14 protein-coding genes and 3 pseudogenes are annotated in these 14,870 nt (G+C 66.9%); 11 read left to right on the top strand and 6 right to left on the bottom strand.

Going from position 1 to position 14,870, the window contains the following annotated elements; genetic code table 11:
- Nucleotides 1–94 precede the first annotated feature (94 nt).
- The 4 genes from AB0946_RS13045 (at nucleotide 95) to AB0946_RS13030 (ending at nucleotide 1,926) form a co-directional block, all read left to right on the top strand.
- A complete protein-coding gene (locus AB0946_RS13045; RefSeq protein ID WP_366760621.1) occupies nucleotides 95–466 on the top strand; it encodes a hypothetical protein in 372 nt (123 codons plus the stop codon).
- Nucleotides 467–697: 231 nt separating this feature from the next.
- Nucleotides 698–1,138 carry a hypothetical protein gene (locus AB0946_RS13040; protein WP_366760620.1) on the top strand — a complete coding sequence of 147 codons (441 nt, stop codon included), beginning with the start codon at nucleotides 698–700 and terminating at the stop codon, nucleotides 1,136–1,138.
- Between the two features lie 14 nt (nucleotides 1,139–1,152).
- Nucleotides 1,153–1,572, top strand: a complete 420-nt coding sequence (locus AB0946_RS13035; RefSeq protein WP_366760619.1) for a DUF3592 domain-containing protein — start codon at nucleotides 1,153–1,155, stop codon at nucleotides 1,570–1,572.
- Between the two features lie 144 nt (nucleotides 1,573–1,716).
- A complete protein-coding gene (locus AB0946_RS13030) occupies nucleotides 1,717–1,926 on the top strand; it encodes a hypothetical protein (protein ID WP_366760618.1) in 210 nt (69 codons plus the stop codon).
- A gap of 72 nt (nucleotides 1,927–1,998) precedes the next feature.
- Here AB0946_RS13030 and AB0946_RS13025 read toward each other — a convergent pair whose 3' ends face one another.
- Nucleotides 1,999–2,172, bottom strand: coding sequence for a hypothetical protein (locus AB0946_RS13025; RefSeq protein WP_366760617.1), 174 nt, complete (start codon nucleotides 2,170–2,172; stop codon nucleotides 1,999–2,001).
- Nucleotides 2,173–2,230: 58 nt separating this feature from the next.
- Nucleotides 2,231–2,536 carry a GYD domain-containing protein gene (locus AB0946_RS13020; RefSeq protein WP_366760707.1) on the bottom strand — a complete coding sequence of 102 codons (306 nt, stop codon included), beginning with the start codon at nucleotides 2,534–2,536 and terminating at the stop codon, nucleotides 2,231–2,233.
- A gap of 205 nt (nucleotides 2,537–2,741) precedes the next feature.
- On the opposite strand from AB0946_RS13020, the pseudogene AB0946_RS13015 reads away from it, so the two are divergent.
- Nucleotides 2,742–3,292 (top strand): annotated as a pseudogene (locus AB0946_RS13015) (flavoprotein).
- A 318-nt stretch (nucleotides 3,293–3,610) separates the two neighbouring features.
- Here AB0946_RS13015 and AB0946_RS13010 read toward each other — a convergent pair.
- Nucleotides 3,611–5,209: a restriction endonuclease gene (locus tag AB0946_RS13010; protein WP_366760616.1), complete on the bottom strand. Its 1,599-nt coding sequence runs from the start codon at nucleotides 5,207–5,209 to the stop codon at nucleotides 3,611–3,613.
- Between the two features lie 1,074 nt (nucleotides 5,210–6,283).
- Here AB0946_RS13010 and AB0946_RS13005 point away from each other — a divergent pair.
- Together AB0946_RS13005 and AB0946_RS13000 are read left to right on the top strand one after the other, a co-directional pair.
- Entirely contained in the window at nucleotides 6,284–7,273 is a 990-nt protein-coding gene (locus tag AB0946_RS13005; protein ID WP_366760615.1) for a ParA family protein, read from the top strand.
- 3 nt (nucleotides 7,274–7,276) lie between these two features.
- Nucleotides 7,277–8,215, top strand: a complete 939-nt coding sequence (locus tag AB0946_RS13000) for a PIN domain-containing protein (RefSeq protein ID WP_366760614.1) — start codon at nucleotides 7,277–7,279, stop codon at nucleotides 8,213–8,215.
- A 119-nt stretch (nucleotides 8,216–8,334) separates the two neighbouring features.
- On the opposite strand, the gene AB0946_RS12995 is transcribed toward AB0946_RS13000, so the two are convergent.
- Nucleotides 8,335–8,715 (bottom strand): hypothetical protein, encoded by a 381-nt coding sequence (locus AB0946_RS12995; RefSeq protein ID WP_366760613.1) that lies wholly within the window; start codon nucleotides 8,713–8,715, stop codon nucleotides 8,335–8,337.
- Nucleotides 8,709–8,990, bottom strand: a pseudogene (locus tag AB0946_RS12990) (ATP-binding protein); the annotation flags it as partial. The pseudogene AB0946_RS12990 and the gene AB0946_RS12995, both read right to left, overlap by 7 nt.
- On the opposite strand from AB0946_RS12990, the pseudogene AB0946_RS12985 reads away from it, so the two are divergent.
- Together AB0946_RS12985 and AB0946_RS12980 are read left to right on the top strand one after the other, a co-directional pair.
- Nucleotides 8,983–9,943, top strand: a pseudogene (locus tag AB0946_RS12985) (tyrosine-type recombinase/integrase); the annotation flags it as partial. The pseudogenes AB0946_RS12990 and AB0946_RS12985 overlap by 8 nt on opposite strands.
- Nucleotides 9,944–9,957: 14 nt before the next feature.
- Nucleotides 9,958–10,254, top strand: a complete 297-nt coding sequence (locus AB0946_RS12980) for a ribosomal protein L7/L12 (protein ID WP_366760611.1) — start codon at nucleotides 9,958–9,960, stop codon at nucleotides 10,252–10,254.
- 80 nt (nucleotides 10,255–10,334) lie between these two features.
- Here the strand turns inward: AB0946_RS12980 and AB0946_RS12975 are convergent, their stop codons facing one another.
- Complete coding sequence (locus AB0946_RS12975) at nucleotides 10,335–11,096, bottom strand: phosphoglyceromutase (RefSeq protein WP_189814537.1); 762 nt, start codon at nucleotides 11,094–11,096, stop codon at nucleotides 10,335–10,337.
- A gap of 204 nt (nucleotides 11,097–11,300) precedes the next feature.
- Between AB0946_RS12975 and AB0946_RS12970 the strand changes: the two genes are divergently transcribed.
- Nucleotides 11,301–12,995, top strand: coding sequence for a stealth family protein (locus AB0946_RS12970; RefSeq protein ID WP_366760610.1), 1,695 nt, complete (start codon nucleotides 11,301–11,303; stop codon nucleotides 12,993–12,995).
- 11 nt (nucleotides 12,996–13,006) lie between these two features.
- On the top strand, nucleotides 13,007–14,857 hold the full coding sequence (locus AB0946_RS12965; protein WP_366760609.1) for a stealth conserved region 3 domain-containing protein: 1,851 nt from the start codon (nucleotides 13,007–13,009) through the stop codon (nucleotides 14,855–14,857).
- The last annotated feature ends 13 nt before the right edge of the window (nucleotides 14,858–14,870 follow it).

Genomic DNA, 14,870 nt, shown 5'->3' with positions numbered 1-14,870 from the left:
CCCGCCAGGACGGCCGCCGGAACCGGTGTGACGATCACAGGGAGATGGCGGGTCGTCCACCATCCGTCATGGTGACTGCCAGGGAGACCACTTGATGAACCGCACCCCGCACCGTCTGCTGGGCACCGCCGCGGCGGTGGCCATGGGCGCCGCGGCGCTGCTCGGCACCGGCGCCGGCACCGCCGCCGCATCCGGGAAGGCGCACTGCGAGCGCGCCGAACGCCCGATATGGAGTGAAGGGCCGAGCCGCAACGTCACCGCCCACGGCTGCGACATCCCGGAGCAGAGACACCGCTGGTACGTCATCGACATCGACACCCTCGTCCAGCCCCGCCACAAGACGGACTACCTGGACGAGGACATCGCCGGGACCAGCACCCTGCACGACAAGACGCTGAGGTGCCTGGGCTACACGAAGGACGAGCACGCGGTGAACTGGTTCGGCTGCGTACCGCAACTGAAGTGACCCGAACCGATGTGAAGGCGAGTCGGACACGCGCCCGGCGCCGGGGAACGGCGCCGGGCGCGTGCGCTGTCGTGTGGAAACGGGCTGATCCCCGATCCGTGATCGGCACGCCGAAGGACCGATGGGAACGTCTGATCCAATGAAGGGATGACGGACGCGAGCGCATCTCTGGGACCGTTGGAACCGTTCCACGGCCGGTGGGTGGTGGGGGACACCGGCAAGGGCCACTGGGTGGAATTCCGAAGCGACGGGCTGTACCAGCACGAGCCCGACTCCGCAGGACTCCTGGTCCCGTGGTCCCGGATCATGCTGGGCATGAACCTCACCATGGGCGGCAAGTACCCGGCCAGGGGGTCGAACGGCTTCGGGGGGCTCTTGGGCGGCCTACCCGGCCCCTGGCGAGGGCGCGGCAGCGGTTACCTGCACATGACCCTGCGCCACCCCTACGAGAACTGGATCGCGCGCTTCGACCGGCACCCCCGCTCCTACCCCGGCGCCCACCTCGTCTTCCTCCAGCTGCTGACGACGCAGGTCATCGACGCGGGGCAGGCACACCTCCTGGGCGATCCCGACTGGCTGGGCCGCGTGGTCGCACGGTTGGCACCGCAGCGGCCCCGGACGTGGCGCGCGATGAGGGACGCGGTGACGCAAGCCGTGGAGGCTCAGGCATGAGGGCTGCCTGAGCCGTGGGGGAGTTCCTGGTCTGGACGTTGTTCGCGGTGGTGTTCGCCGGCGCCGCCGTGGCGATGGGTCGCGAGGCCTGGCGCATCCATGGAGTGCGCCGGCACGGCATCCGGACCACGGGCGTCGTCGTCGGCATCTGGGAAACGACCGACGGGGACGGGGACGCCCAGTTGTACCCCCAGGTCCGTTACGCGCTCCCCGGCGGCCGAGAGGTCGTGGGTGAGGGCGGGGCCCACGCGATACGCAGCCCACTGTCGGAGGGCGACACGGTGGAGCTTCTGTATCGGCCGGAGGACCCGGAGCGGATCATCCTGATCGCCTACGACAGACACATGAACATCTGGGTTCACGGCGGGCTCTCCCTGGTCCTCGGAGCCCTGGCACTGCTCTGGACACTCTCGGCGATCATTTCCCTGCCGTGAGGGGCGACCGGATCTCTTGCCGGTCTGCTCGGCGCCGGCCGACCGCGCTGTCACCCGAATGGCCCAACGTGACGTGCCACCCACATGGGTGAAGATCAAGCTGATTAGTGCCCCAACCGAGGCAATCCGTGAAAGGGGAACCACATGCGGATTCGACGAACCCTCGCCGCCGTCATCGCCACGGCAGCCCTCACCGGCCTCGGCCTCACAGGCGCCGCCAACGCCATCGCCGCCACCGCGCAGGGCGCCCACTCCTACGTCACCCCTTCCGAGTGCAAGCAGGGCGGCGGAACGGCCGATCTGACGGACAACGTCTGTAAGGGCGGTTCGCACGACGGAGAGAAGATCGACTGACGCCTCCGAGGCAGAAATTGGCCCCTTGCCCGCGAGAAACGCGCAGGCAAGGGGCCTGGCCCGCTGAGAGTCTCAGCGCTTGAAGGCGCTCTTGGCCCCCTCTTTCGCGCCGCGCAACCTGCCCCGCGCTTCGAGGGCGGCACCCTTTACCGCGAGATCATCCTTGTGCACCGCGTGAGCCAGCGTTCGCACGGCCCTTCCCACAACCTGTTCGGTCTTTGCCTTGGCCTTCTCTCCGGCACTCATCTCGGTACCTCCACGCTCACCGACCGAGTGCCCTTAAGGGCGAGCAGGCATGTCCGGCTTACGCGCCGGGAGTGCGGAAGGCGACCTCCCGGCGGGCGGCCTCGTCGATCTCTTCGAGCGTGAGGAGGGGAGTGGCCCGCGTGCGGAGGGCGCCGCTGGCCTTGACGGTGAGGCTGACGGCGGCCATCGACAAGGGGTCGGGCAGGTCGATGATGCACACGAGGTCGTCCTCCCCGAAGGCGAAGTACATGGCCTCGACCGTCCCACCGAGGTCGGCGACGACCCGGTCGACGGCGTCGCGGCGACCGCTGGCACCTTCCTTGAGCAGCCCCTTCGTGCCCTCCGGCGTGTAGGTGGCCTGAATGAGGAACTTCGCTCGGCCAGTTGGCGTTGGGTGAGTCTGGCGAGTCTGCGTTGTTCCCTGATGCGCGCGCCCGTGTGGTCATCGTCCCGAGACGGCATGGAGCCTCCGTTCTGAACACCCGATGGAACGGTACCTGCGTGGCTCTGCGCGTACGTGCCTTCCGTTCTCATCGCCCGGGTGTGGCCGCGTGTGATCGGATAAGCGCATGACGACAACGCGCCCTGTCCTCTACCTGTTCGGCTCCGCTGCCCCGCCGGTGTTCGACGTGGCGGAGGTCGTCGTGGATGCGCAGGGGCGGGGGTTCGACGTGTGTCTCGGGCTGACTCCGACCGCGGCACGCTGGCTGGAGCCGCGGAGGGCCGAGTTGGAGCGGATCACCGGGCACCCCGTGCGCAGCGCGTACAAGCTGCCGGGTGACCCGGACGTGTGGCCGAAGGCGGACGTGATCGCGGTGGCGCCCGCGACCTTCAACACGGTCAACGCGTGGGCGCTCGGTATCACTCGTGACTTCGTGGTCGCGTGGTCGCCGAGGGCATCGGCAAGGGCATCCCCATGGTCGCGATGCCCTGTGTGAACGCGGCCTACGCGCAGCACCGGCAGTTCGAGCGGAGCATCGCCGAACTGCGTGAGACGGGTGTGCGCGTCCTGTACGGCGAGGGCGGCTTCGTCCCGAACCAGCCGGGGCAGGGCGAACCGCGCGAGTACCCGTGGCACCTGGTCCTCGGTGCGGTCGAGGAGATCATCGCGCAGCGGTAGCGGCCGGTGGGCCGGCACCGCTCGCGTCCGGCGGACCCGCCGAGCGGCCGGGGGCGGCCTCACGACAGGGCGGAGACACGGACAAGCCCCTTGCCCGCGAGAAACCCGCAGGCAAGGGGCTTGATCGAACAGGGTTACTTCTTCTTCCCCTGGGCCTTGCCGGAGATCTCGGGGAGCTGGGAATTGCCTGTTCAAGAGCCGTGGGCTCGCCCGCCTGGCGGTCGTCGTTGGTCGTCATTGGCCACTGTTGAGCGGCCTCGGACGGCCCAGAGACGGCCCGGATCACGGCTCGACTGGGCCCGTGTACGCCGTCTGATCTCAGCGCGACGGACGCTTTGGAGGGACCGGTCCCGGGATCACGTCCTTGCCTAGGTGTTCCTTGATCAGGTACTTGAGCTCCGGTCCTTCGATGAGCTGAAGCCGACCATGCTGACGGGCGAAGTCGTGGCTGGCCCTGCCGAACCATGAAGTAGTGATCAGGATGCCCTTGGCAGCGCGCTTGTGCTCCACAACGCCGGCCAGCGCCTGAACTGCCTCGACACCTACGAGCTTGCTGTAGCGCTTGGCTTGGATGATGCACTCGCCGTTGAAGACTGGGTCCTTGCTGACGGCCACCGCATCGACACCTTCGTCTTTGGAGGCCTGGGTGTTCCATGCCTCCATCCCGATCGCTTCGAAGAGTTGGCGGATCAGGTGTTCGAACTCGGTGGGGGTCAGCTTGACCAGTACGGGCCTGCTGTCGAGGTCAGCCACCACGTCCATGCTGTCCATCAGGCGGTACTTGGTCAGATCGAACTCGATGATGGGCCGAATGGGTTCGAGGTCGTAAGGGTTGGGAGAGACAAGGGCATTGAGTCCCTTGAGACAGGCGGCTGGATCGACCTGGCTGAGGCGCAGCTTGCCGAACTGTTCCCTGCTGGCGCTCAGTGTGACGAGACAGGGTGAGACCTCCTGACCAGTAGCTCGGTCGATGGTCTTGACGCGACCGTTCAGGATGACGCCGTTGACTACCCGGTCGGGGTCGCTAGCCAGGATTTCGTGGACAGTCCGTAATGCGACCTGTGCCAAGACAGACGAGTAGATCTCCTTGCGTTCCTTCTCCGGCCTGGGTACCGCGGTCGTCTCATCCCGGCTCTTCACATACCTGTAGCCGCGCGCGGCGGGCACGATCGATCCCGGCGGCAGCTGAATCTCGACAAGGACGTCCCCTGTAGCGGGCCGGAAGGCGATGCGGTGCTCGTGTGGGAAGCCCATCGGGTAGGGCGAAGCATCGAGGACGGCCCCCAGGTGCGCTTCCACTGCTTCAGGATCGCCAGCGCGATACGCCTCGCGCTGCTCATCCAACTGCCTGTTGAAGGCCTCGACCTCCTCAGCGGCCCGCTGCTCCGCCTGACGGTGCTCCGCGCGCTTCTGCTCCAGCGTCTCCCGGCGCTTTTCCTCAGCTCGCGCGTGCCGCTGCTGCGCTTCGCTGAAGCGTTCACGGGCCTCGGCGACCTGTGCCTCGTATCGCTTCCTGCCGATGCCCAGGACGGCAGCGAGCCCGCCGGGCTCTGGGGGTGCGAAGTCTTCCCACCGTGGTGAAGGCTCTGGTCGGGACCAAGGCCGTTCATCTAACACTGTCGGCGTATGAGTCCTCCGCCGGCGCTCGAACGTTGTGGGCGGGTCACCGACCAGAGCGTCACGCAGCAACTGGCTCAGCTGCTCGACCTCGTGCTCGACCCCGATCGTCCGCACCTTGGCCTGTTCGGCTTGCTGCTCCAGATACGCAGCCTTCCGCTCTTGCTCCCGCCGTTTGCTGGCCGCTTCAGCAGTCTTGCGGGCACGCTCCGCTTGGCGGGTCTGTTGCTCCTGGGCCCGTCGCAAAGCCTGCTGCTGCCGTTGGTACTCGTTGCCTCGGCCACCACTGCGCTGCGCCACTCGCTAGCCCCTCCCCTGGCTCGGCTCCCCAGAGCTGCATTCCCCTCTCATCGCGCAGAATCACGCACCTTGGGGACGTGGATCCTCGCTGGGTGCGGCAGTTGCGCCACGGCAACGAGCCTAGGGACGAGTTCGGAGCCATCAACTTGGGAAGCTTGGGTTGTCTATGGATGCCTACCGGGCTGATCTGCGGTGGAGCGGCCAGAAGGCCTGCTTATCCGGCGGCCTGGTCCCCGCCATTTCCCATGGTTCCCCGCATAATCTGGCACGCCTCTGGCACGGCATGGCCGTCTGGGGTGTGCGCTCGTCGCACCAGCGACCGGCGACGCCCCGGCCTGTCCCGAGTGCAGTCAACCCATGAAGTCCGGTGGCTTCGTGCTCTCTGGCCGGGAGGACGACAATCGGCCGCGCCTGCCCGCGCGTTGTGGAGGTGTGCCGGGTTGCACATCTGGTGGAGCAGGGCCGACCGGCCTGATGAGGCTGGTCATGCAGCGCACCCTATTGGAGAGAGGCCGCGGCCTCCATCCTGGAATGCGGTAGGTCGTCCGAGGCCTGAACCTCAGCCGACGACAGTCAGCCACAATGGCGGGTGCGCTGACCGACTACGCACGCATGTGCCTCGCTGTATCCCCACCATCCTCAGCCACGCTGCCATGCCGTCGACCAGAGCAAGCCGCGCTGGCGGAAGCGTGGTGGTGAGACTTTGGGTGATGACCTCTTCGCCCCGAAGCAACTTGTGTGTGGCTGCTGCCTTGGGCTGGCGTGCCTCTCACCTGCGCTGATGGTTCAGGACCGTTTGTGCTCGTCCCTTGGTGTTTCTGGCCTGTCACAGAGTTAGGCGCTCACCGGTACTGCTCCAGCCGGCGAACCAAGAGCAGCGGCTGAAACGTCAGCATGTGCTCCGCAGACTTGGCTAGACGTACCTGTCGAGAAACGGTTGCTCTACACCCGCGAAGTGCACGAGAATCCCAGGGGCGTTGCCTGCCAAGCTTGGACCGCTACGGGATGGCTGGCGTAGCCCACTCGGAAAAAGTTCCTGACGGGAACAGGTCACGGAAGACGGTGAGTCGTTAAGTGGAAATTATCTCCTTCTTCAATCACAAGGGTGGAGTGGGAAAAACGACTCTGGTGTACAACATCGGCATCGCCTTGGCAAAGAAAGGGAAGAAAATTGTTTTTTTGGACCTTGACGCACAGGCCAACCTGACGGCTGCCGCTCTTGACCCCAAGAGAATTCTCGATTCTTGGAATGAAGGGAAAACAATCTGGAGTTGTTTGAAGCCAGTTGTTGACCGGTCTGGTGAGCTGCGCGAGGTCGACCTCCAGCAAATCCGGGACAACGTGTGGATACTTCCTGGCGATATTCGGTTGAGCGAGTTCGAGGAGATCTGCCCTCAAGGGTGGACCGAGGCTCTGGCGGGTAATGCTGGAGGGTTTCGCGTCAGTACTACAGTTCATCGATTGGCAGTCCTTCTGGGTGAAAAGGTATCGGCGGACTACGTCCTTGCTGACCTGGGTCCTAACGTGGGGGCGCTGAATCGAACCGCACTGCTTGCCTCTGATGGATTTGTTATTCCAATGGCGCCTGACCTGTTCTCGATCACCGCTCTTCCTAGCGTCGGGAAGAGTACATCTCTATGGGTTGAAGAGTGGAGGGCTGCAAAGGGATCTGCGAAACGCAGAGAATTGGACCTCGATTTTGACCTTCCGCTGGGAGAGCCGTCACCTCTAGGCTATATTAGCCAACAGTTCACGACCTATAGGCAGGTACCGGCAGCCGCATATAAGCAGTGGATTGACAGAATCCCCCAAGAGTATGAGGACGGAGTCGTTGGGCCATTGAGGAGGGCAGGGGTGCCAATTCCGCTACAACGGCCGCAGATTGGCGAGGTTAGAAACCTGTCAAGTCTGATTCCAATGGCTCAGCGTTCTCAGAGCGCTGTCTTTGAGTTGAGCGGTACAGAAGCGCGCGGATCGCAGTTCACCCGCGCCCGCGACACGTTCTCTCTCTTTGAGGGGCTCGCATCGGAAATTATCGGGCGCCTCACCCCGAGGAGTGAGTGAGCTGTGATTTTTCTAGACACCAATGTGCTTCCCAGAGTGGGGTCCCTTAAGAATGTTCTGATGTCCGCAGTTTTAAAGGTGGCGTCACATAACAAACTAAAAATACATATTTCTGAGGTGGTGCTTGAAGAGTCGGTCAACATCAGGAAAGATTTGGCGTCGGAGGCTATCCAGAAGTTGCAGGATGCTTTCAATCAAGCATCTAAGGTCATGGACCTCGATTCAATTTATATCCCTGACTTGCAGGAGATTGCCTCCTCGTGGAGAGCGGAGCTAGAAGCAGCCTTCGAGGTTTTTCCCGTCAAGGGAACACAGGCAATCGAAGCACTGAAGCGCGAAGCGGCTCGCAAACGGCCCGCTCGCGAAGGAAAGGGTGCCAGGGACAGTGCCATATGGCTCAGCATGTTGGACTCGGCTTCCGGCTATGAGGCTCCGATTCATTTCGTATCTGACAACAAGGAAGACTTCGCCGACACGGCTGACGCAAAACGACTGCATCCCGACCTTCTTGAAGACTGCAAAGCGCGAGGCGTAGAAGTTGTCTATCACAGAAACCTAGACTCTTTGCTTGATTCACTGTCGAAGAAAGTAGCCACAGCACCCGACAGTGAAAGCATCAATGGCACACTCGAAATTCTTCTGGAAGCGCTGTTCGATATCGGCCTCCCGCACGAGATCTCTCACCAATATCATTCCGGTCGGGGGTTCCTCATCGATGTTAGAGTTTCCAGCATTCGCAAAATTAAGTCGTACCAGGTGGAGGATACGGTTCTAAGTATTGTTGATCTACATTTGGATGTAGATACGGAATTGGCCGACGAGGTGGATCCTCCGAAGGTGGCACTGTTCGCGGAGTGCCGGGCGTGGGTTCAAATGAATTCCCAGACGGGCTCTATTGTCACCATAGACGTTGAGGAGATCACGTCGTTGCGCACTCGATAGCGGATATCGCGGAGTCGACCGCTCCGTCATCATGTACCCCCTTTTCCGGTGTCAGGCGGCTGATTGCCGCGCGCGGGGAGCGGAGCGACCCGCCTTGAACCAGTAGAGAAAGTTGTAACTCAGTCTGTCTCGAGGGGCTTGAAGTCGTGTGTACACCCCGGGAGTTCGACTGCCTGTCGGTGCGCGAGCGGCAGGAAGAGCACCGGTCGGATCGTCCAGGTGATGCGGGTCTTGGCGTGGGTCACTGACACCGTGCACGGCTCGGCGCGCAACAAAGCTCGGCGGGTCTCGATGCGGCCCTCGTACAGCCACTCCCATGCCTCATCGGAGGCGTCCGCGTCCAGGGTCGGTGAGATCGTGCGGAGTGCGACCGCTACCCAACGGTCCGCCTGGGGTGCCGAGTACGCATCGAACGATGCCGTCAGCGCCGACCCCCACTGCTCGGTCAGGTCCTCGGTCCAGCACTCACACCAGTAGCCCCGCTGCGGCGGTTTCAGCATGGGTGGCCTCCCAGCCGAGTGTCCGCGTACAGCTCCGCGGTGACCGTGTGGCCCTGGTCGCTGTCGCGGACGACGACCCGGTGAGCGATGGCACTGACCATGCCCAGCCCGCGGCCGTGCTCGGCGTCCTGGTCCTGGTGCTCGACCTTCGGGGCCGTGGCCATGCCGCCGTCGTCCGTGACCGACACCGCCACCACCTGAGCCGAGACGGCGACCGCCAGGTGGAAGCTGCCGTACTCCCGGCCGCTGGCCGTGTGGAGGATCGCGTACGCCGAGAAGTGGGTGACCCACGCGCCGGACCCGAACACTCAGGCCTCGATGGAGTCGCAGCTCCGGTTGCACGCCTATCCCTACCTGGGGTCGCGCCCTCTCGGCTCCTTCCAGCCCGCTCACATCCGCGACTGGGTGCGGCAGCTTCAGGACAACGGCGTTCGCGGTTCGTATGCCCGGACGATCTACTCCAACGTGCGCGCCGCCCTCAGCGCGGCCGTGGATGACGGGCACCTTCCCCGGAACCCGTGCGCCGCCCGCTCAGTCCGTCCACCGTCTGTGGACAACAAGCGCGTCGTGCCCTGGACGCCGGAACGGGTCTTCGCCGTCCGGGCCGGCATGCCAGAGCGGTACCAGGCCATGGTCGACCTGGGCGGCGGCTGCGGCCTCCGTCAGGGCGAAATCCTCGGCCTTGCCGCCGACGCGATCGACTTCGAGTCGGAGACACTTCACGTGGTTCAGCAGCTCAAGCTGAGCCGCAGCAAGCCGGTCTTCGCTCCGCCGAAGGGTGGCAAGCTCCGGGACGTACCGCTGCCCGGTCCAGTCGCTGACGCCCTCCGCGCCCACATGAAGCGATTCCCGCCGGTCGAGATCACCTTGCCGTGGAAGGTGGCGGACGGGTCTGCGGTGACCAAGCGGCTGATCTTCACCGGGCTGCGCGGCGGGCACGTCTGGCGTACGTCGCTCAACGAGGAGGTTTGGAAGCGGACCCTCGCCTCGGCCGACGTGATCCCCGAGAGGAAGCCGGGCGGGTCGTACGCCGCGTCCCGTGAGAACGGGCATGCACGCCCTCCGCCGCTTCTACACCTCGGTGCTCAAGGCGCTCGCCGAGTACCTCGGCCACTCGGACCCCGGCCTGACCCTGCGTGTGTACGCGCACCTCATGCCGTCCAACCAGGAGCGCACTCGAAAAGCCGTGGCTGCCGTCTTCGAGGGCGCATACGCTCCCGTTCGCTGAGGCAGGAGGGCGAGATGTCCGACGAGGAGTCCGCCGAGTACTACACGCTGCTCTGCGACGACCCGTCCCACGAGGTGGTGCTCGTCGACTGCGGACCCCGCGAGATGGATGTGATCCTCGCAGTGCGCAAGGTGACCGGGCAGAGCTTGTGGCACAGCCGGGTCCTGGCGCGCCAGGCGCCCGTCACTCTCCTTGGGGGGCTCTCTGCGTACAGGGCGCAGTCCGCTGTCGCTGTGCTCCAGAGCGCCGGCGCCAGAGCGGGGTGGAGGCAGGAGCCGGAGCCCGGAGAGCGCACGGCCCCATCGCCCTGAAGGTCCAGAGACGGCCCAGCGGCAGCGAAAAGCCCCTCGCCCGCGAGAAACCCGCAGGCAAGGGGCTTGATCGAACAGGGTTACTTCTTCTTCCCCTGGTTCTTGACCGCCTCGATCGCGGCCGCCGCCGCCTCCGGGTCCAGGTACGTGCCGCCGGGGGTGACCGGCTTGAAGTCGGCGTCCAGCTCGTAGTAGAGGGGGATGCCCGTCGGGATGTTCAGGCCCGCGATGTCCGCGTCCGAGATGCCGTCCAGGTGCTTGACCAGGGCGCGCAGGCTGTTGCCGTGGGCGGCGACCAGGACCGTGCGGCCGGTCAGCAGGTCCGGGACGATCGCGTCGTACCAGTACGGGAGCATCCGGAAGACGACGTCCTTCAGGCACTCCGTGCGCGGGCGCAGCTCCGGCGGGATCGTCGCGTAGCGCGCGTCGTGGGCCTGGGAGAACTCCGAGTCGTCCGACAGCGGCGGGGGCGGGGTGTCGTACGAGCGGCGCCAGAGCATGAACTGCTCCTCGCCGAACTCGGCCAGCGTCGCCGCCTTGTCCTTGCCCTGGAGGGCGCCGTAGTGGCGCTCGTTCAGGCGCCAGGAGCGGTGGACCGGGATCCAGTGGCGGTCCGCGGCCTCCAGCGCCAGCTGGGCCGTGCGGATCGCGCGCTTCTGGAGGGACGTGTGGACCACGTCGGGCAGGAGGTCGGCGTCCTTCAGGAGCTCGCCACCGCGGACTGCCTCCTTCTCGCCCTTCTCGTTCAGGTTCACGTCCACCCAGCCGGTGAACAGGTTCTTCGCGTTCCACTCGCTCTCGCCGTGGCGGAGGAGGATCAGCTTGTACGGTGCGTCGGCCATGGCCTTGAGCCTACCTAAGGGGGATGGGGGGCCGCGCCGGGCACGGGGACCCCGCTCCGTCGCCGCGCGGCGGCCGGCCGGCGACGCACCACGCTTCGGTAACGGGCTCGCCACGTCCGGGTTGATTCCCGTACAACGATTCGCCACATCCGTGTGTCTCCTCAACGCCGGGAGGTTGAGGGCTCGGGAAGAGGAGTACACGACGTGACCGTGCGTTCCTTTGCGCGGCGGATGCGACCGCGGGTCCAGCGGAAGGCCGCCGAGCGGATCTGGCAGCTGCGCACCCTGCGACGGCGCCGCAGGGCGGCGGTCGCCGATCCGGCGCTGCGCCCGGTCGTGGTGCGGGGCCAGCGGTCCTACGGCCGGGTCGTGGACCGGTTCAGCGCCGCCGAGGCCGCCGCCTCCAACCTGGATCTCGTGGTCGGGGCACTGGAACAGGAGGGCATCCCCTACTTCCTGGTGTCCGCCCGGACCCGGTGCACGATCGGCGTGAACGCCGTGGACCGGGCGCGGTTACTCGCCGCGCTGGAGGCGCGCAACGCGGGCACGGCCGTGTTCATCGGCCGGCCGCTGCCCGGCGGCCGGCTCCGGCACCCGGCCCTGTTCCTGGACGGCGTCCTGCCCGCCGCGCTGCGCACCGCCCCCGTGCTGCGCGTCGGCGAGAACCACCTCGGCCCGGCCGGCCAGCTGCTCGGCGGGCCGGAGCTGGCCTGTGACGTCGAGTTCTGGGAGGACGGCGCGGGGCTGCTCGCCTCCGCCGACGGGCCCCGGCGGCTGGCCAGGGTGCAGCCGCAGGCGTCCGCCGACATCTTCGCCGAGTCGCTCGTGGCACCGCGCAACAACGGGGTGACCGACGTGCTCCCGGCGAGCGAGCAGAAGCTGGTGACCGTGCGGGTCGGCGAGCGGGAGCTGCCCGGGTTCGCCCCGCTCACCGTGCCCACCGTGAACCAGGTGACCTTCCCCGTCGACGTCGTCTACACCTGGGTGGACGGCGAGGAACCGGCGATGCGCGCCAAGCGGGCCCGGTACCAGGACAACGGCATCGCCGAGATCCTGGACAAGGAGACGGGCGCCTCCCGCTACACGAGCCACGACGAGCTGAGGTACTCGCTGCGCTCGCTCGCGATGTACGCCGGTTTCGTCCGGCACGTGTACCTCGTCACCGACGGCCAGAAGCCGCACTGGCTGGACGACACCGCCCCCGGGATCACGGTCGTCGACCACCGGGACATCTTCCCGGCCGACGTGCTGCCCGTCTTCAACTCGCACGCGATCGAGACGCGGCTGCACCACATACCCGGCCTGTCCGAGCACTACCTCTACTTCAACGACGACGTCTTCGTCGGCCGCCCGGTCACCCCGGAGCACTTCTTCCACGGCAGCGGTCTGATGAGGATCCCGGTGTCGCCGCTCAAGATCGGCGTCGGCAAGCCGCACGCCGAGGAGACCGCCACCAACTCCGCGAGCAAGAACGTACGGCGGCTGCTGCTGGAGAGGTTCGGGCGGATGACCACGAACAACTTCATGCACACCCCGCTGCCGCAGCAGCGCGGCACGCTGCACACGCTGGAGGAGCTGTTCCCGCAGGACGTGCGGCGCACCACCGCCTCCCGGTTCCGCTCGCCGCAGGACATCGCGATGACGGCGCCGCTGCTCTACCAGTACGCGCTGATGGCCGGCCGGGGCGTCCCGGGCAGGTTCAGCTTCCGGTACGTCAACATCAGCCGGCCGGACGCCGAGCGGCGCCTGGCCGACCTGCGCCGCAACCGCCGCTTCGACTTCTTCTGTCTCAACGACGTCGACGTGCCGCCACAGGAGCGGGACGCGGTCGGGATGCGGATGCACGAGTTCCTTGAGCACTACTTCCCCTTCCCGGGTCCCTTCGAGAAGCAGGGCTGACGGTGGCGGTCATGGCCATCGACTCCCGTCACCGCCTCGTGTCACCGCCGCCCGTGCTGCGGGCCGCCCGGGACCTGCCGCTGCGCCTGTTGTCACGCCTGCGGCTGTGGCTCGCGGCCCAGCTCTGGGCGCTGCGCGCAGCCCCGGCCCGCCGCCGGCTGCGCACCGCCGTCCCGGGGCTGCGCCGGGTCGCCTGCGGACCGGTACGGCTGTACGGGCGTACGGTCGCCTCCTACACCGCCGCGGGCGCCGCCGCCGACGACCTGGAGCAGGTGCGCGCCGTGCTGGAGGCGGCCGGCGTCCCCTGCTTCCTGGTCCCGGCCGAGCGGGGGCCCGGGGTGCCGCGGCCGGTGGTCGGGGTGGAGGAGTCGTACCGTGGCGCGGTCCTCGCCCGGGGCCTCGAACACTTCGCGCGCGGCGCCGGGTACGTCGGTGCGGTGGGGCCGGACGGCGCCGTGACCAGCGCGGTGCTGTGGGCCGACGGCAAGCTGCCGCGGGCGCTGCGCCGTGCCCCCGTGCTGCGCGCCGGTGTGGTCCGGCTGGGACCCGGCGGGCAGGTGCTCGGCGGGCTGGAGGCGGGCTGCGACATCGAGTTCTGGCGGTACGGGCGTGAGCTGGGCGCGGACCCCGGGCACCTGACGGTGCCCGGCACGATCCTCCAGGGCGATTTCGGTCCGGCACTGGTCGCCCCACGCCGCAACGCCGTCTCGGAAGTCCTGCCGGCGGCGGCTCGGCAGCCGGCGGGGGAGGGCGCTGGGGTGCCGGGGCAGCGACCTCCGGCCGCGGTCCCGGTGCGGCAGCCGTCAGCGTGGTGCACCCCGGCGGCCTTCGCCGTGTTCGCCGAGCCCGGTGTCGACCAGGTGTGCTTCCCCGTCGACGCCGTGTACACCTGGGTGGACGGGGACGACCCGGCGATGGCCGTGAAGCGCCGGGCCCACCGGGCGCTGTCCGACGACGTCATCGCCCCGCGTGAGACCGGTGCCTCCCGCTACACCAGCCACGACGAGCTGAGGTACGCGCTGCGCTCGCTGGAGATGTACGCCGGTTTCATCCGGAACATCTACCTCGTGACCGACGCGCAGACACCGGCCTGGCTGGACCCGGACGCGGCGGGGCTGACCGTGATCGACCACCGGGACATCCTCCCGGCCGACGCGCTGCCCGTCTTCAACTCGCACGCGATAGAGAGCCGGCTGCACCACATCCCGGGCCTGTCGGAGCACTACCTCTACTTCAACGACGACGTCTTCATCAACCATCCGGTGTGCGCGGAGACGTTCTTCCACGGCAACGGCATCGCCCGCATCCCGTTGTCCCCGCTCAAGCTCGGGGTCGGCGCCCCGCACCCGCTGGAGCCGGCGCCGAACTCGGCCGGGAAGAACGCCCGCGAGGTGATCCGCCGCTTCCACGGCAGGTACGTCACGCACAAGTCGCTGCACACCCCGCACCCCCAGCTGCTGGCGGTCATGCGGGAGATGGAGCACCTCGGCATCGAGGAGCTGGAGCGGACGGCGTACTCCCGCTTCCGGTCCACCACCGACGTCGCGCCGGCGTCCACGCTCCACCATCACTGGGCCATCGCGACGGGCCGGGCGGTGCCGGCCGACTACAGCTTCCGGTACGTCCAGCTGGGCACGCCGGACATGCGGCGGCGGCTGGCGCGGCTCGCGGCCGGCGAGGACGTGGACTTCTTCTGCCTCAACGACGTGGACACCGACCCGGCGGACCGGGCGGCGGCACGGTCGGCCCTCCGCGCCTTCCTGGAGCGGAAGTATCCGTTCCCGAGCCGTTTCGAGCGGGCGGCACGGACGGCGTCGTACCCCGCTCCACCCGGTCGTGGCCCGATTGACGTGAACCGTTAATCGACTGGCGTTC

Source organism: Streptomyces sp. NPDC046870, from assembly GCF_040704595.1.
Taxonomy (GTDB): Bacteria; Actinomycetota; Actinomycetes; order Streptomycetales; family Streptomycetaceae; genus Streptomyces; species Streptomyces argyrophylli.
This window is presented reverse-complemented; position numbering and strand designations above follow the sequence as displayed.